At 63.6% G+C, this 19,607-nt stretch carries 18 protein-coding genes; 3 read left to right on the plus strand and 15 right to left on the minus strand.

Annotated features, from left to right (window positions below; genetic code table 11):
• From rnhB to rpsB, 15 genes are all read right to left on the minus strand, one after another.
• Positions 1–585: ribonuclease HII (rnhB, locus tag N5D48_RS21780; protein WP_279887902.1), on the minus strand; the 585-nt coding region annotated here is incomplete at its 3' end.
• A gap of 1 nt (position 586) precedes the next feature.
• Complete coding sequence (gene lpxB, locus N5D48_RS21785; RefSeq protein ID WP_279887904.1) at positions 587–1,714, minus strand: lipid-A-disaccharide synthase; 1,128 nt, start codon at positions 1,712–1,714, stop codon at positions 587–589.
• Position 1,715: 1 nt separating this feature from the next.
• Entirely contained in the window at positions 1,716–2,492 is a 777-nt protein-coding gene (gene lpxA, locus N5D48_RS21790; RefSeq protein ID WP_279887906.1) for an acyl-ACP--UDP-N-acetylglucosamine O-acyltransferase, read from the minus strand.
• Positions 2,489–2,929, minus strand: coding sequence for a 3-hydroxyacyl-ACP dehydratase FabZ (gene fabZ / locus N5D48_RS21795; RefSeq protein ID WP_051097422.1), 441 nt, complete (start codon positions 2,927–2,929; stop codon positions 2,489–2,491). Before fabZ ends, lpxA begins: the two co-directional genes overlap by 4 nt.
• A 114-nt stretch (positions 2,930–3,043) precedes the next feature.
• Positions 3,044–4,099 carry a UDP-3-O-(3-hydroxymyristoyl)glucosamine N-acyltransferase gene (gene lpxD, locus N5D48_RS21800; RefSeq protein ID WP_279887909.1) on the minus strand — a complete coding sequence of 352 codons (1,056 nt, stop codon included), beginning with the start codon at positions 4,097–4,099 and terminating at the stop codon, positions 3,044–3,046.
• 1 nt (position 4,100) lies between these two features.
• Positions 4,101–4,604: an OmpH family outer membrane protein gene (locus N5D48_RS21805; RefSeq protein WP_279805038.1), complete on the minus strand. Its 504-nt coding sequence runs from the start codon at positions 4,602–4,604 to the stop codon at positions 4,101–4,103.
• A 44-nt stretch (positions 4,605–4,648) separates the two neighbouring features.
• The gene (bamA, locus tag N5D48_RS21810; protein ID WP_279887911.1) at positions 4,649–7,009 is read right to left on the minus strand and encodes an outer membrane protein assembly factor BamA; all 2,361 of its coding nucleotides are present in this window, start codon (positions 7,007–7,009) and stop codon (positions 4,649–4,651) included.
• Between the two features lie 75 nt (positions 7,010–7,084).
• The gene (gene rseP / locus N5D48_RS21815; protein ID WP_279887913.1) at positions 7,085–8,437 is read right to left on the minus strand and encodes an RIP metalloprotease RseP; all 1,353 of its coding nucleotides are present in this window, start codon (positions 8,435–8,437) and stop codon (positions 7,085–7,087) included.
• Between the two features lie 42 nt (positions 8,438–8,479).
• Positions 8,480–9,670: a 1-deoxy-D-xylulose-5-phosphate reductoisomerase gene (gene ispC, locus N5D48_RS21820; RefSeq protein WP_279887914.1), complete on the minus strand. Its 1,191-nt coding sequence runs from the start codon at positions 9,668–9,670 to the stop codon at positions 8,480–8,482.
• Entirely contained in the window at positions 9,667–10,482 is an 816-nt protein-coding gene (locus tag N5D48_RS21825; RefSeq protein WP_279887915.1) for a phosphatidate cytidylyltransferase, read from the minus strand. The genes ispC and N5D48_RS21825 overlap by 4 nt, the downstream gene beginning before the upstream one ends.
• Positions 10,482–11,237: a polyprenyl diphosphate synthase gene (gene uppS / locus N5D48_RS21830; RefSeq protein ID WP_279887916.1), complete on the minus strand. Its 756-nt coding sequence runs from the start codon at positions 11,235–11,237 to the stop codon at positions 10,482–10,484. Before uppS ends, N5D48_RS21825 begins: the two co-directional genes overlap by 1 nt.
• An 18-nt stretch (positions 11,238–11,255) precedes the next feature.
• On the minus strand, positions 11,256–11,813 hold the full coding sequence (frr, locus tag N5D48_RS21835) for a ribosome recycling factor (RefSeq protein ID WP_279887917.1): 558 nt from the start codon (positions 11,811–11,813) through the stop codon (positions 11,256–11,258).
• Positions 11,810–12,553: a UMP kinase gene (gene pyrH, locus N5D48_RS21840; protein ID WP_166883533.1), complete on the minus strand. Its 744-nt coding sequence runs from the start codon at positions 12,551–12,553 to the stop codon at positions 11,810–11,812. Before pyrH ends, frr begins: the two co-directional genes overlap by 4 nt.
• Before the next feature lie 181 nt (positions 12,554–12,734).
• On the minus strand, positions 12,735–13,598 hold the full coding sequence (gene tsf / locus N5D48_RS21845; RefSeq protein ID WP_008094914.1) for a translation elongation factor Ts: 864 nt from the start codon (positions 13,596–13,598) through the stop codon (positions 12,735–12,737).
• Positions 13,599–13,783: 185 nt separating this feature from the next.
• Positions 13,784–14,521, minus strand: coding sequence for a 30S ribosomal protein S2 (gene rpsB, locus N5D48_RS21850; protein ID WP_028690678.1), 738 nt, complete (start codon positions 14,519–14,521; stop codon positions 13,784–13,786).
• Positions 14,522–14,919: 398 nt separating this feature from the next.
• Here rpsB and map point away from each other — a divergent pair, with 398 nt between their 5' ends.
• From map to dapC, 3 genes are all read left to right on the plus strand, one after another.
• On the plus strand, positions 14,920–15,702 hold the full coding sequence (gene map / locus N5D48_RS21855) for a type I methionyl aminopeptidase (RefSeq protein ID WP_279887918.1): 783 nt from the start codon (positions 14,920–14,922) through the stop codon (positions 15,700–15,702).
• 26 nt (positions 15,703–15,728) lie between these two features.
• A complete protein-coding gene (locus tag N5D48_RS21860) occupies positions 15,729–18,431 on the plus strand; it encodes a [protein-PII] uridylyltransferase (RefSeq protein WP_279887919.1) in 2,703 nt (900 codons plus the stop codon).
• A 21-nt stretch (positions 18,432–18,452) separates the two neighbouring features.
• The coding region (gene dapC / locus N5D48_RS21865) for a succinyldiaminopimelate transaminase (RefSeq protein ID WP_279887921.1) at positions 18,453–19,607 on the plus strand (1,155 nt) is incomplete at its 3' end.

A 19,607-nucleotide genomic window follows, 5' to 3' on the forward strand; every position in this document is an offset into this window, starting at 1 on the left:
TGCGGCTCGAACAGGGGCGAACGAACGCCGATGAATGGGCGTCGGCCCAAGACGGGCCAGGGCCTCGAGGTGCACCGGGGTCGGATAGCCCTTGTGCCCGCCGATCCCGTACCCCGGGTAGATCAGCTCGAACTCGCTCATCTCGCGATCACGGGTGACCTTGGCCAGGATCGAGGCCGCCGCGATCGCCGGCACCTGGGAGTCACCCTTGACCACCGGCGCCGCCGGCACGGCCAGTTTCGGGCAACGGTTGCCGTCGATCAGCGCCAGTTTCGGCGTGATGTGCAGCCCTTCGACGGCGCGCTGCATGGCCAGCATGGTGGCCTGGAGGATGTTCAGGCGGTCGATCTCCTCGACCTCGGCCCGGGCGATGCAGAAGCTCAGGGCTTTTTCGCGGATCTCGTCGAACAGTGCGTCGCGCTTGGCTTCGGTAAGCTTCTTCGAGTCGTTCAGACCAAGGATCGGCCGTCGCGGATCAAGAATCACCGCCGCCGTGACCACCGCGCCACACAGCGGGCCACGGCCCACTTCATCGACGCCAGCCACCAGTTCTTCGACCAGGTTGAAATCCAGTCCCATCTGCATGTCAGCGGTCCTTCAACAGGGCGAGCACCGCGTCGGCCGCCTGGTTGGAGGCGTCGCGGCGCAGGGTGCGGTGGATCTGGTCGAAGCTATCGGTCTGTTGCGAGCCGTCCTTGACCAGCGGCGCCAGGGTCTGTGCCAGGGCTTCGCTGGTAGCGGCGTCCTGCAGCAACTCCGGTACCAGCAGGCGCTGGGCCAGCAGGTTGGGCAGCGACACGTACGGGCTCTTGACCATGCGCTTGAGGATCCAGTAAGTCAGCGGCGCCAGGCGGTAGGCCACCACCATCGGCCGCTTGTACAGCAGCGCCTCCAGGGTCGCGGTACCGGAGGCGATCAGCACCGCGTCACAGGCAGCCAGCGCCTGATGCGAGCGACCGTCCAGCAGCGTCAGCGGTAGCTCACGCCCTTCCAGCATCTGCTCGACCTGGGCACGCCGGGCGGCATTCGCGCAGGGCAGCACGAAGCGCACGCCAGGCACCAGCTCGCGCAGACGCTGGGCGGCATCGAGGAACAAGGCGCCCAGGCGCCCCACCTCACCGCCGCGGCTACCAGGCATCAACGCGACCACCGGGCCGTCGCCCAGCCCCAGCTCGGCACGTGCCGCGCCGCGATCTGCTTCGAGGGGGATGGTATCCGCCAGCGGATGGCCGACGAACCGCACCGGCACGCCTTGTTCTTCGTAGAAGCGCGCCTCGAACGGCAGCAGGGTCAGCATCAGATCGCAACCCTCGCGGATCTTCAGCACGCGCTTCTGACGCCAGGCCCAGACTGACGGGCTGACGTAGTGCACGGTCTTGATCCCGGCCTGGCGCAGCTTGAGTTCGATATTGAGGGTGAAATCGGGGGCGTCGATGCCGATGAACACATCGGGTTTTTCGCCGATCAGTGTCTGGATCAATTCTTTGCGGCGCTTGAGCAGCTCACGCAAGCGTCCAAGCACCTCGACCAGGCCCATGACGGCCAGGCGTTCCATCGGGAAATAGGAGGTCATGCCTTCGGCTTCCATCAAGGGACCGCCAACACCGATGAAACGGACATCGGGATGACGTGCCTTGATGGCCCGCATCAGGCCGGAGCCGAGAATGTCGCCACTGGCCTCGCCCGCGACCAGCGCAACGCAGAGTCGCGCCATGTCAGCGGGTGATGCCGCGGGCGGAATTGGCGATCGATTGGCGGAACAGATCGATCTCGGGGAACTGGCTCACCAGTTCCTCCAGGTCCTTGAGCGCCTCATCGACGGTCAGGCCCTGGCGGTAGACGATCTTGTAGGCACGACGCAAGGCGTGCAGCGCTTCGTCGCTGAATCCACGACGGCGCAGGCCTTCGAAGTTCATGCTGCGCGCTTCGGCCGGGCTGCCGAATACCGTGACGTAGGCTGGCACGTCTTTGCCGATCGCGGTCCCCATGCCGGAAAACGCGTGGGCACCAATGTGGCAGTACTGGTGCACCAACGTGTAGCCCGACAGGATCGCCCAGTCGCCCACGTGCACGTGGCCCGCCAACGCAGTGTTGTTGACCAGGATGCAGTGGTTGCCGATGACGCTGTCATGGCCGATGTGGGCATAGGCCATGATCAGGTTGTGGTCGCCCAGGGTCGTTTCCGAACGGTCCTGCACGGTGCCGCGGTGGATGGTGACACCCTCGCGGATCACGTTATGGTCGCCGATCACCAGGCGCGTCGGCTCACCCTTGTACTTCAGGTCAGGGGTGTCTTCGCCAATCGAGGAAAACTGGAAGATGCGGTTGTGCTTGCCAATGCGGGTCGGCCCCTTGAGCACCACGTGCGGACCGATGACGGTACCCTCCCCGATTTCCACATCGGGGCCTACGATCGACCAGGGGCCGACCTCGACGCCCTCGGCCAGCCTGGCCGAGGGGTCGATGATCGCCCGTGGGTCAATCGAACTCATAGGGAGCGTTCCGCGCAGGTGATCTCGGCCGAGCAGACCGGCTTGCCGTCGACCAGGGCACGGCATTCGAACTTCCAGATCATGCTCTTGCGGCTGAGGAATCTGGCTTCCAGTACCAGCTGGTCGCCTGGCAGCACCGGCTGGCGGAAGCGCAGCTTGTCGGAGCCGACGAAGTAGTAGAGGGTGCCGTCGGCCGGTTTGGCGTCGAGCATCTTGAATCCGAGAATTCCGGCCGCCTGGGCCATCGCCTCGATGATCAGCACGCCCGGCATGATTGGATGCGCCGGGAAGTGGCCATTGAAGAACGGCTCATTGATGCTGACATTCTTGTAGGCACGAATGCTTTGGGCCTCGAAGTCCAGATCCGTGACCCGATCCACCAGCAGGAACGGGTAACGGTGAGGCAGGTATTCGCGAATCTCGTTGATGTCCATCATTTCGGGGGGAAGCCTGTAATAAGAATAGGGAGCGCAGGTGCTGACCACACGCTCCTTTTGCAGATCCAAAGAGGAGCCAGCTAGCGACGGTTCACGCTTGCTCAGGGAATGGTATCAGCCTTCTGATGCCGGCTGGCCACCTGAGGTCACGGTGTCGACTCGTTTTTCCAGCTGCCCGAGACGCTTGGACATCTCGTCCAGCTGGCGGATACGCGCGGCGCTCTTGCGCCACTCGGCCAGCGGCTGCATGGCCGTACCGGAAGAATAGCCACCAGGTTCGGTAATCGAACGGGTCACCATGGTCATTCCAGAGACGAATACGTTATCGCAGACATCGATATGCCCGACCATGCCGACACCACCGGCGATCATGCAGTGCTTGCCGATCTTGGTGCTACCGGAAATACCGACGCAAGCCGCCATCGCCGTGTGGTCACCGACCTGGACGTTGTGAGCGATCTGGATCTGGTTGTCGAGCTTGACGCCGTCACCGATGAGCGTGTCCGACAGCGCGCCACGGTCGACCGCGGTATTCACGCCGATCTCCACGTCGTCGCCCAGGGTCACGCCACCGATCTGCGCGATCTTGCGCCAGATACCCTTCTCGTTGGCGAAGCCGAAGCCTTCACCGCCGATCACTGCCCCTGACTGGATCACCACACGCTTGCCGATGGTCACGTCGTGATACAGCGTCACCCGCGGTGCCAGCCAGCCACCTTCACCGATGACACAGCGCGCGCCGATGGAACAATGCGCGCCGATGGTCACGTTGGCAGCGATGCGCGCGCCGCTCTCGATCACCGCGAACGGGCCGATACTGGCACTGGCATCCACCTGTGCATCATCCGCCACCACGGCGCTGGGATGAATTCCCGCCACAGCCTTGGGCTTTGGATCGAACAGGTGCGAAATACGGGCATAGGCCAGGTAAGGGTCGGCGACGATCAGCGCACTGCCGGCGAAGCCTTCGGCGTCCTCGGCCTTGAGCAGCACCGCGCCGGCCTGGGTATCGTCCAGAAACTTGCGGTACTGCTTGTTGGCCAGGAAACTCAATTGCCCGGGCCCCGCCTCCTGCAAGGTGGCCAGGCCGGTGATTTCCAGCGCCTCGGAGCCCTTCAGCGTGGCCCCGAGGGCCTCGGCCAGCTGGCCGAGCGTCATCGTCACGGTCATATCAACGCGCTTGGTTCATGCGCTCGATAACCTGGCGGGTGATGTCGTACTGTGGCTTGACATCGATCACCGCACCACGCTCGAGCACCAGGTCGTAGCCACCTTTCTTGATCACTTCCTCGACGGCGCCGTCGAGCTTGGGCTTGAGCTGCTTGAGCATGTCGCGGTCAGCCACGGCCTTGGCCTCGTTCAGTTCCTTGGACTGGAACTGGAAGTCACGGGCTTTCTGCTTGAACTCGAGCTCGAGGCGCTCGCGCTCCGGCTGAGGCATCTTGTCGCCACCCTTGATCAGGCGGTCCTGGATGCCCTTGGCGCTGCTTTCCAGGCCCTTGAGCTTGGTCAGTTGCGGACCGAACTTCTTCTCCGCATCGACGGCGTACTTCTTGGCCGCGTCGGATTCCAGCAGCGCCATCTGATAGTTCAGCACGGCGACCTTCATTTCGGCGAAAGCCGGGGTGGCGACCAGCGCCGCGGCCACTACGGCCAGTTGAGTCAACTTACGCACGATGCACTCCTGGATAAACCGTTGTCGTTAAGCGAGGGCCGACCTCAGAAGGTCTGGCCCAGAGAGAATTGGAACACCTGCGTGTCGGCGTCGTCCGGCTTCTTGATCGGCATCGCCAGGCTGAAGCTCAGCGGGCCCAGCGCGGTGATCCAGGTCACGCCCAGACCGACCGAGCTGGCCATGTCCGAGAAACCGACTTTCGCGCAATCGGGCTTGGAGCCGCAGTTGGTGTCGAACACGTTACCCACATCCCAGAACACGGAGGTGCGCAGCGAACGCTGATCCTTGACGAACGGCAGCGGGAACAGCAGCTCCACGCCACCCTGGACGAGCACGTTACCACCGAACGGCAGCGGATCCTGATCCGGGTCGGCGATGGTGCCCTGGTTGCCGGTCACGGCCGCGCCACGGCTCGGCGTGCTGCGAGGACCCAGGCTGCTGTCCTTGAAGCCACGCACCGAGTTGAAGCCACCGGCATAGTAGTTTTCATAGAACGGCAGACCGGAGGTCGAACCGAAACCATCACCATAGCCCAGCTCGGTGTGCAGGCGCAGGGTGTATTCGTTGTTGATCGGCTTGAACAGCTGGCCACGGTAGTCGAGCTTGTAGAACGACAGGTCGCTGCCCGGCACGGTGGTTTCCAGGGTCAGGCTCTGGGAGTGACCACGGGTCGCCAGCACGCCTTTGTTCAGGGTCGATTCGGACCAGCCGATCGACGCCTTGAAGTTCAGGAAGTTGTCGCCCTCGTCCTGGAGGAACTTGAAGATCTCGTCGACGGTGTAGCGGCCGGTCTTGATCTTGTCCTGCTGCACGGTCAGGCCGTAGGTCAGGCGCGAGGTCTCGCTGATCGGGTAGCCGAGGCTGACACCGGCACCCAGGCTGTCGACCGCATAGCTGGCCACGTCGACATCGAGGTCGTCATAGTCGGTGCTGCGGTAGAAGGCGTTGTAGCCCAGGCTGACACCGTCGGCGGTGAAGTAGGGGTCGACGAAGCCGAAGTTGTAGCGGGTCTGGTATTCGGAACGGGTCAGGCCGATCGACACCTTGTTACCGGTACCCAGGAAGTTGCTCTGGCTGATCGAGCCACCCAGGATCAGACCGGCGCTCTGGGCGAAACCGACGCTGGCGGTGATCGAGCCGGAGGCTTGCTCCTCGACGCTGTAGTTGACGTCGACCTGGTCGTCGGTGCCCGGCACCGGCGGGGTCTCGACGTTGACTTCCTTGAAGAAGCCCAGGCGCTCGAGACGGGTCTTGGACTGGTCGATCAGGTAGGTCGAAGCCCAGCCGCCTTCCATCTGGCGCATCTCGCGACGCAGCACTTCGTCTTCGGTCTTGGTGTTGCCGCGGTAGTTGATGCGGTTGACGTAGGCACGCTTGCCCGGATCGACGACGAACATGATGTCGACGGTGTGATCCTGGTCGTTCGGCTGTGGCACGCCGTTGACGTTGGCGAAGGTGTAGCCTTCGTTACCCAGGCGACGGGTGATCAGGTCGGAGGTGGTGGTCATCACCTTGCGCGAGAACACCTGGCCTGGCTGCACCAGCAGCAGCGACTTGACCTGGTCTTCCGGCACCTTGAGGTCACCGGACAACTTCACGTCGCGAACGGTGTATTTCTCGCCTTCGTTGATGTTGACGGTGATGTAGACGTGCTTCTTGTCCGGGGTGATGGACACCTGGGTCGAAGCGATATCCATGTTGATGTAGCCGCGGTCCAGGTAGTAGGAACGCAGGCGCTCGAGGTCACCGGACAGTTTCTCGCGGGCGTACTTGTCGTCGTTCTTGAAGAACGACAACCAGTTGGTGGTCTTCAGCTCGAACAGCTGGCCGAGGGTCTCGTCGTCGAACACCGTGTTGCCCACCACGTTGATGTGCTGGATCGCGGCGACGGTGCCTTCGTTGATCTTGATCTTCAGGCCGACACGGTTGCGCGGCTGCGGCACGACTTCGGCGTTGACCTCGGCCGAGTAGCGGCCCTGGGCGACGTACTGGCGCTGCAGTTCGTTACGCACGCCTTCGAGCGTCGCGCGCTGGAAGATCTCGCCCTCGGCCAGGCCCGATTGCTTCAGGCCCTTCATCAGGTCTTCGGTGCTGATCGCCTTGTTGCCTTCGATCTCGATGCTGGAGACCGACGGGCGCTCGACCACGTTGATGATCAGGACATTGCCGTCGCGGTTCAGCTGAATGTCCTGGAAGAAGCCGGTCTTGAACAGCGAGCGGGTCGACTCGACCAGGCGGCGGTCGTCGACCTGGTCGCCGACATTCAGCGGCAATGCGCCGAACACGCTGCCAGCGGACACCCGCTGCAGGCCGTTGACACGAATATCGGAGATGGTGAAGGACTCGGCGTGAACTTCAGCGATCATCAGTGCGGAGAGCACCGCAGTTAGCAGCAGACGTTTCATGAAGTCCTTTTATTCCAACTGGCAATAAACAACCTGCCGCGACGAGGCGGCAGGTTTCGCGATTGAGCGAAGCTTTTATAGTCGACCCAGATCGTTGATCAGGGCGAGCAACATCACCCCGATGACCAAACTGATACCGATCTGGACCCCCCAACCTTGCACCCGATCCGAGAGCGGGCGACCGCGCGCCCATTCGATCAGGTAGAACAGCAAATGCCCCCCATCCAGTACCGGGATGGGCAGCAGATTCAGAACCCCCAGGCTTATGCTCAGATAGGCCAGGAAATTAAGGAAATCCCCGACGCCCGACTGGGCTGAAGCGCCCGCCACTTTAGCAATGGTTATCGGTCCGCTCAAGTTTTTTACCGAGAGCTCCCCGAACAGCATTTTCTTCAGCGATTCAAGGGTCAGGACGCTCATGCTCCAGGTGCGCGAGAGGCCCTCGCCCACCGCTTCCAGCGGTCCGTAGCTGACCTCGCGAAGCATGCGCGCCGGCCATTCGCCAGCTTTGACACCCGCCCCCAGGTACCCCCCGGAAGCCTGCCCTTCACCCTTGCGCGCCAGGGTGACAGGCACCTCGAGTTGCGCACCATCACGCTCGATGCGCAGGGTCACCTTGCTATCCGGGCGGGCACGCACCGCGTCCACCACCTGCTGCCAGTCGGCCAGCGCCACGCCATCGAGCGCCAGCAGCGTGTCGCCGCTTTTCAGCCCCGCAGCGGCGGCCGGCCCCTTTGGATCGATCTCGGCCAGCACCGGGATCATTGCCGGGCGCCAGGGGCGCAGGCCCAGGGATTGGATCGGGTCGGGCTCGTCGGCCCCCTTGAGCCAATGGTTCAGCTGAATCTCGTGCTGGCGTTCTGCGGTAGCGCCTTCGTCGACCACGCCCACCCGCAACACGCCGCTCTCGCCGAGGCGTCGCACCAGTTGCAGGTTGACCGCTGACCAGCCATTGGTCGGCTTGCCGTCGATGGAGACGATTTCCTGGCCGACGTTCAGACCGGCGGTCGCCGCCAGACTGCCCGACTCGACCGCGCCGATGACCGGCCGCACCTGCTGCGAGCCGAGCATGGCCACCACCCAGAAGAACAGGATGGCCAGCAGGAAGTTGGCGATGGGGCCAGCGGCGACGATGGCGATGCGCTGACGCACGCTCTTGCGGTTGAACGACTGTTCGACCAGCGCCGGCGGCACTTCGCCCTCGCGCTCGTCGAGCATCTTGACGTAGCCACCCAGGGGAATCGCGGCGATCACGAACTCGGTACCCTGGCGATCATGCCAACGCACCAGCGGCGTACCGAAGCCGACCGAGAAGCGCAGCACCTTGACGCCGCAACGCCGGGCCACCCAGAAGTGACCGAACTCGTGGAACGTGACCAGCACACCAAGCGCTATCAGTGTGCCGACAATCATGTAAAGCGCAGTCATGTCCAGTCTCCGGGTGACATTCGGCGGAGTCGGTCGCCAGGGTCAGCGACCGTGGCGTCGCAACCATTCCCGGGACAGCTCCCGGGCACGCTGATCGGCGGCGAACACCGCATCGAGCGTTGGCAGTGGAACCACAGGCTCCTGGTCGAGCACCTGCTCGATCATACCCGCGATCTCCGGGAAGCGGATACGCCGCTGCAGGAACGCCTCGACGGCCACTTCGTTGGCGGCATTGAGCACCGCCGGGGCGCTGTTGCCCGCCTCGGCAGCCTGACGCGCCAGGCGCAGGCAGGGGAAGCGCTGTTCGTCGGGGGATTGGAAATCCAGACGAGCGATGGCGAACAGGTCCAGCGGCGCGACGCCCGAATCGATGCGCTCCGGCCAGGCCAGGGCGTTGGCGATCGGCGTGCGCATGTCCGGGTTGCCCAACTGGGCGAGCACCGAACCGTCGACGTAGTCCACCAGCGAGTGGATGACGCTCTGCGGATGCACCACCACTTCCACCTGCGATGGCCTGGCATCGAACAGCCAGCAGGCCTCGATCAGCTCAAGGCCTTTGTTCAGCATGCTGGCCGAATCGACCGAAATCTTGCGGCCCATGGACCAGTTAGGGTGCGCGCAGGCCTGCTCCGGAGTTACATCCAGCAACGCTTCGGCAGGGGTTTCGCGGAACGGGCCGCCGGAGGCGGTCAGCAGGATCCGGCGCACGCCGACAGCGCTCAGGCCGCGGGCATAATCGCCAGGCATGCACTGGAAGATCGCATTGTGCTCGCTGTCGATCGGCAGCAATACCGAACCGCTGCGACGCACCGCATCCATGAACAGTGCCCCGGACATCACCAGGGCTTCCTTGTTGGCCAGCAATACCTTCTTGCCCGCCTCGACCGCAGCCAGGGTCGGACGCAAGCCGGCTGCGCCGACGATGGCGGCCATCACCGTGTCCACCTCGCTGGCGGATGCGACCTGGCACAGCCCGCCCTCGCCTTCCAGCACCTCGGTGGCGCAACCGGCCGCGGCCAACCCTTGGCGCAGCCGCTCGGCCGCCTCGGCGCTCGGCACCACGGCGAAGGCCGGACGATGACGCTCGCACAGGGCCAGCAGCTCATCGATGCGCGAATAACCGCTCAAGGCGAACACCTGATAACGCTCAGGGTGTCGGGCAATGACGTCCAGCGTGCTCAGACCGATGGAGCCGGTGGCCCCCAGCACGGTTATGCGTTGCACGGCGCTCACATCACACCCCACTCAGCCGCCCACAACAGCACGGCAAACATCGGAATCGCCGCCGTCAGGCTGTCGATGCGATCAAGCACACCACCGTGCCCCGGCAGCAGGTTGCTGCTGTCCTTGATGCCTTCGCGGCGCTTGAACATGCTTTCGGTCAGGTCACCGACCACCGACGACATGACCACCACCACCGCGCCGAGCAACCCCAGCAGTACCTGGCCGAAGCTCCAGTCGCGGGTCAGGCCCACGCCCAGGGTGATCAGCAGACTGACCACCAGGCCGCCGTAGACCCCTTCCCAGCTCTTGCCCGGACTGACCTGCGGCGCCAGCTTGCGCTTGCCGAAAGCACGCCCGGAGAAATAGGCGCCGATGTCGGCCGCCCAGACCAGCACCATGACCGCCAGGATCAGCCAGTTGCCCAACGGCCAGTGCTTGAGCAGCACCAGGCCTTGCCAGGCCGGCAGCAGCACCAGCAGGCCGATCAGCAAGCGGCATGCCGCGCTGCTCCACAGCTCGTTGCTGCGCGGATAGGTCAGCACCAGCCAGGTGGCCAAAGCCCACCAGATCACCGAGGCGCCCAGCACCCAGGGCGCGAGGTCCGGCATCAGGTAGAGCAGCATCAGCGCCCCGGCGACCACCGCGGCATAGGCGATGCGCAGCGGCTGCGCCACCAGGCCGGCCAGACGCGCCCACTCCCAGGCCCCGAGCGTGACCACAAAGCCGATGAACAGGGCGAAATCGCCACCATTGAGCAGGAAGAACCCGCCCAGCGCGATCGGCAACAGGATCAGCGCGGTAATGATGCGTTGTTTAAGCATTAAGCGCGGGCTCCAGCCTCGACCTGCTCGCTGGTCTTACCGAAGCGGCGCTGGCGCGAAGCGAAATCGGCCAGCGCGCTGCGCATGGCCTCGTGTTTGAAGTCCGGCCAGTACAGGTCGGAGAAGTACAGCTCGGCGTAAGCCAGCTGCCACAGCAGGAAATTGCTGATGCGATGCTCGCCACCGGTGCGGATGCACAGGTCGGGCAGCGGCAGGTCGCCGGTGGCCAGGCAAGTCTGCAGCAGCTCAGGGGTGATATCGTCCGGACGCAGGTGCCCGGCCTGGACTTCCCTGGCCAGACGCTGCGCGGCCTGGGCGATATCCCACTGGCCACCATAGTTGGCGGCGATCTGCAGGATGAAGCGGTTGCTGCCCGCCGTGGCCGCCTCGGCCTCGCGCATCGCCGCCTGCAGCTCAGGATGGAAGCGCGATCGATCACCGATGATGCGCAGGCTGATGTTGTTGTCGTTCAGGCGCTTGGCCTCACGCCGCAGGGCCGAGAAGAACAGCTCCATCAACGCCCCGACCTCTTCGGCCGGACGCTGCCAGTTCTCGCTGGAGAAGGCGAAGAGCGTGAGCACTTCGACCTTCGCCTCGGCGCAGACTTCGATCACCGCGCGGACGGCATCCACACCCGCCTTGTGTCCGGCGACGCCGGGCAGAAGACGCTTCTTCGCCCAGCGGTTGTTGCCATCCATGATGATCGCGACATGACGCGGCACCGAGGACGGTGCCACCGACTTGGTCTTTTCCATTAAAGAGAAACCCTGGCCTCAAACGGCCATCAGGTCCTTTTCCTTGGCTTTGAAGGCTGCGTCGACTTCGGCGACGAACTTGTCGGTCAGCTTCTGGATCTCGTCAGCCGCGCGACGCTCTTCGTCCTCGCTGATTTCCTTGTCCTTGGTCAGCTTCTTCAGATCGGCGAGCGCGTCGCGACGAACGTTGCGCACGGCGACCTTGGCATCCTCGGCAACGCCGCTGGCCTGCTTGGTGTAGCCCTTGCGGGTCTCCTCGGTCAGGGCCGGCATCGGCACGCGAATGGTGGTGCCGGCGCTGGATGGGTTCAGGCCCAGGTCGGAAGTCAGGATGGCCTTCTCGATGGCGGCGCTGAGGTTCTTGTCGTGGGCGACGATCTTCAGGGTGCGGGCGTCCTCGACAGTGATCGCGGCCACCTGGTTCAGCGGCATGTCGCTGCCCCAGGCCGGCACCTTGACGCCGTCCAGGATGCTTGGGTGGGCGCGACCGGTGCGGATCGCCGCCAGGTTGCGGGCCAGGGCCTCGAGGGACTTGCCCATGCGCTCCTGCGCGTCTTTCTTGATGTCGTTGATCATGCTTCGCCTTCCTCGATCAAAGTACCTTCAGCGCCACCCACCACGATGTTCAGCAGGGCGCCAGGCTTGTTCATGTTGAATACCCGCAATGGCATCTTGTGGTCGCGGCACAGGCAGATTGCGGTAAGGTCCATGACGCCGAGCTTGCGATCCAGCACCTCGTCGTAGGTGAGGTGATCGAACTTCTCGGCGTGCGGATCCTTGAATGGGTCGGCAGTGTACACACCATCGACCTTGGTCGCCTTCAGCACGACATCGGCATCGATTTCGATGGCTCGCAGACAGGCTGCGGAGTCGGTGGTGAAGAACGGGTTGCCGGTACCGGCGGAGAAAATTACCACATCACCGGAGTTGAGGTGACGAATTGCTTTGCGGCGATCGTAATGATCGGTGACACCGACCATGGAAATGGCCGACATGACCAGCGCCGGGATGTTCGAGCGCTCCAGGGCGTCGCGCATGGCCAGGCCGTTCATCACGGTGGCCAGCATGCCCATGTGGTCACCGGTGACGCGATCCATGCCGGCTGCGCTGAGCGCGGCGCCGCGGAACAGGTTGCCACCACCGATCACCAGGCCGACCTGAACACCGATACCCACCAGCTGACCCACTTCCAGGGCCATGCGATCCAGCACCTTCGGGTCGATCCCGAAGTCTTCCGAGCCCATCAGGGCCTCGCCGCTAAGTTTGAGCAAAATGCGTTTATAGCGAGGTTGGCGACCACTCACCTGCTGAGCCATTGCGAGTCTCTCCTGCGGCGTACTTTTAGAAAATTCCGTGCGGGCTGTTCACAGCCTGCTAACTGTAGCGTGGCACTGCTTCAGTGCCAGCGAAGAAAGGCTTTATAAACCCTTCCGCGCTTTGACAAAGAGGCTGCGCGCGTGAGCGGGCAGCCTCTTCGGGGCGACAGACGAGTCCGTCTTACTGCTTGGCGGCAGCTACCTGGGCGGCAACTTCGGCAGCGAAGTCGTCGACCGGCTTCTCGATGCCTTCGCCAACCTTGAAGTAGGTGAAGGAAACGATTTCGGCGCCAGCTTTCTTGGCCAGCTCGCCAACCTTGACTTCCGGGTTCATGACGAAGGCTTGCTCTTTCAGCGAGGCTTCGGCTTTGAACTTGGTGATACGACCGTTGATCATGTTCTCAACGATGTTTTCCGGCTTGCCGGCGATCTTGTCGGCGTTCAGCTGCAGGAAGACGTTCTTCTCACGCTCGATGGCCTCGGCGGAGATTTCCGACGCATCCAGGAACTCTGGGTTCGAAGCTGCAACGTGCATGGCGATGTTCTTGGCCAGCTCGACGTCGCCGCCTTTCAGGACGACAACGGCACCGATCTTGTTGCCGTGCAGGTAGGCACCGACAACGTCGCCTTCCACGCGCACCAGGCGACGAATGTTGACGTTCTCGCCGCACTTGGCGACCAGGGCTTCACGAGCAGCTTCACGCGAGGCGATCAGCGGAGCTGCGTCGGTCAGCTTCTGGGCGAAGGCTTCTTCGAGGCTTTCGGCAACGAAGTTCTTGAAGTCGTCTTGCAGGGCCAGGAAGTCGGTCTGCGAGTTCACTTCCAGCAGAACGGCGGATTTACCGTCGGTCTTGACGGCGATGGCGCCTTCGGCGGCAACGTTGCCAGCCTTCTTGGCGGCCTTGATGGCGCCCGAGGCACGCATGTCGTCAATGGCTTTCTCGATGTCGCCGCCGGCCTTTTCCAGGGCCTTCTTGCAATCCATCATGCCTTCGCCGGTACGCTCGCGCAGTTCTTTGACCAGCGCTGCAGTAATTGCTGCCATTTCAAAATCCTCTTGGAAAGTTTTTCAACCATTCCACCCGCTCGTCACGGGCGTTAAATTCTGCAAATCGCTGCCTTTATATCAGCTCGCCCATGATGCGGGGCCTTCGCTGACAGCAGGATTTCAAGGTGGCAAAAAGGGGGCCAAGCCCCCTTTTTGCGTGCCAAGTAGACGCCAGGCGTCAATTACTCAGCAGCAGGTGCAGCCGCTTCTTCAGCGTAGACTTCAGTGCCGCCGGCAACGTTGTTGCGGCCGCGGATGACGGCGTCGGCCATCGAAGTCATGTACAGCTCGATGGCGCGGATGGCGTCATCGTTGCCTGGGATGATGTAATCCACACCTTCCGGGCTGCTGTTGGTATCGACAACGCCGATGACCGGGATGCCCAGCTTGTTGGCTTCGGTGATGGCAATGCGCTCGTGGTCGACGTCGATCACGAACAGGGCATCAGGCAGGCCGCCCATGTCCTTGATACCACCCAGGCTGCGGTCCAGCTTTTCCAGATCGCGCGAACGCATCAGGGCTTCTTTCTTGGTCAGCTTGGCGAAGGTGCCGTCTTCGGCCTGGGTTTCCAGGTCGCGCAGACGCTTGATCGAAGCGCGGATGGTCTTGTAGTTGGTCAGCATGCCGCCCAACCAACGGTGGTCAACGTATGGCGAACCGCAACGAGCAGCTTGCTCGGCGACGATCTTGCCGGCGGAACGCTTGGTGCCGACGAACATGATCTTGTTCTTGCCCTGGGCCAGGCGCTCTACGAAGGACAGAGCTTCGTTGAACATCGGCAGGGTTTTTTCCAGGTTGATGATGTGGATCTTGTTACGCGCGCCGAAAATGTACTTGCCCATTTTCGGGTTCCAGTAACGGGTCTGGTGGCCGAAGTGCACACCGGCCTTCAGCATATCGCGCATATTGACTTGGGACATGATAGTTCCTTGATAAGTCGGGTTGGGCCTCCACGTATCCCAATGACCAACCCGTGTTTCCAGGGAAACCGGGCACCCAGGCCATCGTGTCGACACGTGTGTGGGTTTGAGCTGACGAGGGACATCCCCCGAAAGCGGCGCATTTTATACCACAGGCCGCGCGCGAACGGAACCCGTTGAAGCAGCTTCAAGCTGCAAGCCGCAAGCTGCAAGAAAGAGCGGCGCGCGTGCAGGCTGCTTTCTCTTGCAGCTTGCAGCTTGCAGCTTGCAGCTTGCAGCTTGCAGCTTGCGGCTTGCGGCTTGAAACTTGGGGCTTGCTGCCAGTTCGACACCGCCCTCTGGTAGAATAAGGCCTTTCCCGTTCGTTCGCGCCGCACGCGGCGCCGTAGAGAGCCTGTATGACCGTCACCATCAAGACTGCAGAAGACATCGAAAAGATGCGCATCGCCGGCCGCCTGGCCGCCGAAGTGCTGGAAATGATCGAAGAGCACGTCAAGCCCGGTGTCACCACCGAAGAACTCGACCGCATCTGCCACGACTACATCGTCAATGTTCAGCAGGCCATCCCGGCCCCGCTCAACTACAAGGGCTACCCGAAATCGATCTGCACCTCGATCAACCACGTGGTCTGCCACGGCATCCCCAACGACAAGCCGCTGAAGAAGGGTGACACCCTCAACATCGACATCACCGTGATCAAGGATGGCTACCACGGCGACACCAGCCGCATGTTCCACGTCGGTGACGTGCCGGAGTGGGCCGCGCGCCTGTCGAAAGTCACCCAGGAATGCATGTACAAGGCCATCGAGCTGGTCAAGCCGGGCTGCCGCCTGGGCGACATCGGCGAAGTGATCCAGAAGCATGCCGAGAAGAACGGCTTCTCGGTAGTCCGCGAGTTCTGCGGCCACGGCATCGGCAAGGTGTTCCACGAGGAGCCGCAGATCCTGCACTACGGCAAGGCCGGCACCGGCATGGAGCTCAAGGAAGGCATGACCTTCACCATCGAGCCGATGATCAACCAGGGCAAGGCCGATACCAAGGTGCTGGGCGACGGCTGGACCGCCATTACCAAGGACCGCAAGCTCTCGGCCCAGTGGGAACACACCCTGGTGGTGACCGCCAACGGCTACGAGATCTTCACCCTGCGCAAGGACGACACCATCCCGCGCACCTCGGCCTGATATTCACATCACAGGAACGCGACTCGATGCCCCAGGTGGATCCCGAGCTGTTCGACCGTGGCCAGTTCCAGGCGGAACTGGCCCTCAAGGCAAGCCCTATCGCCGCCTTCAAGAAGGCCATCCGCCTGGCCGGCGAGGTGCTCGACAAGCGTTTCCGTGAAGGCCGCGAGATCCGCCGGCTGATCGAGGACCGCGCCTGGTTCGTCGACAATATCCTGCAGCAGGCCTGGCACCAGTTCAGCTGGGGCGCGCCGGACGGCATCGCCCTGGTGGCAGTGGGCGGCTACGGCCGCGGCGAGTTGCACCCGTTCTCGGACATCGACCTGCTGATCCTGCTCGACGCCGCCGAGCACGAGCAGTACCGCGACGCCATCGAGCGCTTCCTCACGCTGCTATGGGACATCGGCCTGGAGGTCGGGCAGAGCGTGCGCACCGTCGATGAATGCGCCGAGCAGGCCCGGGCCGACCTGACGGTCATCACCAACCTGATGGAAAGCCGCACCATCGCCGGTCCCGAGTCGCTGCGCCAGCGCATGCTCGAGGCCACCAGCACCGCGCACATGTGGCCTGCCGCGGAGTTCTTCCTCGCCAAGCGCGCCGAGCTCAAGGCCCGCCACCACAAGTACAACGACACCGAGTACAACCTCGAGCCCAACGTCAAGGGCGGCCCGGGTGGTCTGCGCGATATCCAGACCGTGCTCTGGGTGGCTCGGCGTCAGTACGGCACCCTGAACCTGCACGCCCTGGCCGGCGAGGACTTCCTGCTGGAAAGCGAGAACGAGCTGCTGGCCTCGTCCCAGGCCTTCCTCTGGCGCGTGCGCTACGCCCTGCACATGCTCGCCGGACGCGCCGAAGACCGCCTGCTGTTCGACCACCAGCGCAGCGTCGCCGCGCTGCTGGGCTACACCGACGACAACCCCAAGCGCGCGATCGAACAGTTCATGCAGCAGTACTACCGGGTGGTGATGAGCATCAGCCAGTTGTGCGACCTGATCATCCAGCACTTCGAGGAGGTGATCCTCGCCGATGACGACAGCGGCACCACGCAACCACTCAACGCTCGCTTCCGCCTGCACGACGGCTATATAGAGGCGGTCAACCAGAACGTGTTCAAACGCACCCCGTTCGCCATGCTGGAGATCTTCGTGCTGATGGCCCAGCACCCCGAGATCAAAGGCGTGCGCGCCGACACCGTGCGCCTGTTGCGTGAACATCGCCACCTGATCGACGACAAGTTCCGCAACGATATCCGCAACACCAGCCTGTTCATCGAGCTGTTCAAGTGCGAGATCGGCATCCACCGCAACCTGCGGCGGATGAACCGCTACGGCATCCTCGGCCGCTACCTGCCGGAGTTCGGCCTGATCGTCGGGCAGATGCAGCACGACCTGTTCCACATCTATACGGTCGATGCGCACACCCTCAACCTGATCAAGCACCTGCGCAAGCTGCAGTACACGCCGGTATCGGAGAAATTCCCGCTGGCCAGCAAGCTCATGGGCCGCCTGCCCAAACCCGAGCTGATCTACCTAGCAGGGCTTTACCACGACATAGGCAAGGGTCGCCAGGGCGACCACTCGGAGCTCGGCGCGGTGGATGCCCAGGCGTTCTGTGCCCGCCATCAGCTGCCCGCCTGGGACAGCCGCCTGATCGTCTGGCTGGTACTGAACCACCTGGTGATGTCCACCACTGCCCAGCGCAAGGACCTGTCCGACCCGCAGGTGATCAACGACTTCGCCCTGCACGTGGGCGACGAAACGCGCCTGGACTACCTCTACGTGCTGACCGTGGCCGACATCAACGCCACCAACCCCAGCCTGTGGAACTCCTGGCGCGCTAGCCTGCTGCGCCAGCTCTACACCGAGACCAAGCGCGCGCTGCGCCGGGGCCTGGAGAACCCGCTGGACCGAGAGGAACAGATCCGCCAGACCCAGACCGCGGCCCTGGACATCCTGGTGCGCGGGGGCACCGACCCGGACGACGTCGAACAGCTCTGGTCGCAACTGGGCGATGACTATTTCCTCAAGCACACCGCCGCCGACGTGGCCTGGCACAGCGATGCGATCCTGCAGCAGCCGGCCGACGGCGGGCCGCTGGTGCTGATCAAGGAAACCACCCAGCGCGAGTTCGAGGGTGGCACGCAGATCTTCATCTACGCCCCCGACCAGCACGACTTCTTCGCCGTGACCGTGGCCGCCATGGCCCAGCTCAACCTGAACATCCATGACGCGCGGATCATCACCTCCAGCAGCCAGTTCACCCTCGACACCTACATCGTGCTCGACAACGATGGCGGCTCGATCGGCGACAACCCGCAGCGGGTCAGGCAGATCCGCGACGGCCTGACCGAAGCGCTGCGTACCCCCGAGGACTACCCGGCGATCATCCAGCGCCGAGTGCCGCGCCAGCTCAAGCACTTCGATTTTCCACCCCAGGTGACCATCCTCAACGACGCCCAGCGCCCGGTGACCATCCTCGAAATCACCGCGCCGGACCGCCCCGGCCTGCTGGCGCGGATCGGGCGGATCTTCCTCGAGTTCGACATCTCGCTGCAGAACGCCAAGATCGCCACCCTCGGCGAGCGCGTGGAGGACGTGTTCTTCATCACCGACGCCGACAACCAGCCGCTGTCCGATCCGCAGCTGTGCAGCCGCCTGCAGGAGGCCATCGTCCAGCAGCTGCAGGCCGGCCAGGCCACCGATGCCAGCCCCACCCGCATGACCTTTTGACGATAACGAGACCTTGCGCCAATGAACCCAGCACTGACCCAGCTCCAGCCCTACCCGTTCGAGAAACTGCGTGCCCTGCTGGGGAGCGTGAAGCCGGCGGCGGACAAACGCCCGATCGCCCTGTCGATCGGCGAGCCGAAGCACGAATCGCCGGCCTTCGTCGCCAAGGCCATGGCCGACAACCTCGACAAGCTGGCGGTCTACCCCAGCACCTTGGGCCTGCCGGCCCTGCGCCAGGCCATCGGCCAGTGGTGCGAGCGGCGCTTCGGCGTGCCGGCCGGCTGGCTGGACGCCGACCGCCATATCCTGCCGGTCAACGGCACCCGCGAGGCGCTGTTCGCCTTCACCCAGACCGTGGTGGATCGCTCGGCAGATGGTTTGGTGATCAGCCCCAACCCGTTCTACCAGATCTACGAAGGCGCGGCCCTGCTGGCCGGTGCCACCCCGCACTACCTACCCTGCCTGGAAAACAACGGTTTCAACCCCGACTTCGACGCCGTGCCGGCCGAAGTATGGAAACGTTGCCAGATCCTCTTCCTGTGCTCGCCAGGCAACCCCACCGGCGCCCTGGTGCCGATGGACACCCTGAAAAAGCTGATCGCCCTGGCCGACGAGCACGACTTCGTGATCGCCGCCGACGAGTGCTACAGCGAGCTGTACTTCGACGAGGACGCCCCGCCACCAGGCCTGCTCAGCGCCTGCGCCGAGCTGGGCCGCAGCGACTTCAAGCGCTGCGTGGTGTTCCACAGCCTGTCCAAGCGCTCCAACCTGCCTGGCCTGCGTTCGGGTTTTGTCGCCGGTGACGCCGAGATCATCAAGCCGTTCCTGCTGTACCGCACCTACCATGGCTGCGCCATGCCGGTGCAGACCCAACTGGCCAGCATCGCCGCCTGGCAGGACGAGACCCACGTGCGCGAGAACCGCGACCAGTACCGCGCCAAGTACGATGCCGTGCTCGACATCCTGCAACCCGTGCTGGATGTGCAACGTCCGGACGGCAGTTTCTACCTGTGGGCCAAGGTGCCTGGCAGCGACGCGGACTTCACCCGCGACCTGTTCGAGGCCGAGCATGTGACCGTGGTGCCGGGGTCGTACCTGTCGCGCGAGGTCGACGGCGTGAATCCTGGGGCTGGACGCGTGCGCATGGCGCTGGTCGCGCCACTGGCCGAGTGCATC

The organism is Pseudomonas sp. GD03858 (assembly GCF_029840925.1).
Lineage (GTDB): Bacteria > Pseudomonadota > Gammaproteobacteria > Pseudomonadales > Pseudomonadaceae > Aquipseudomonas.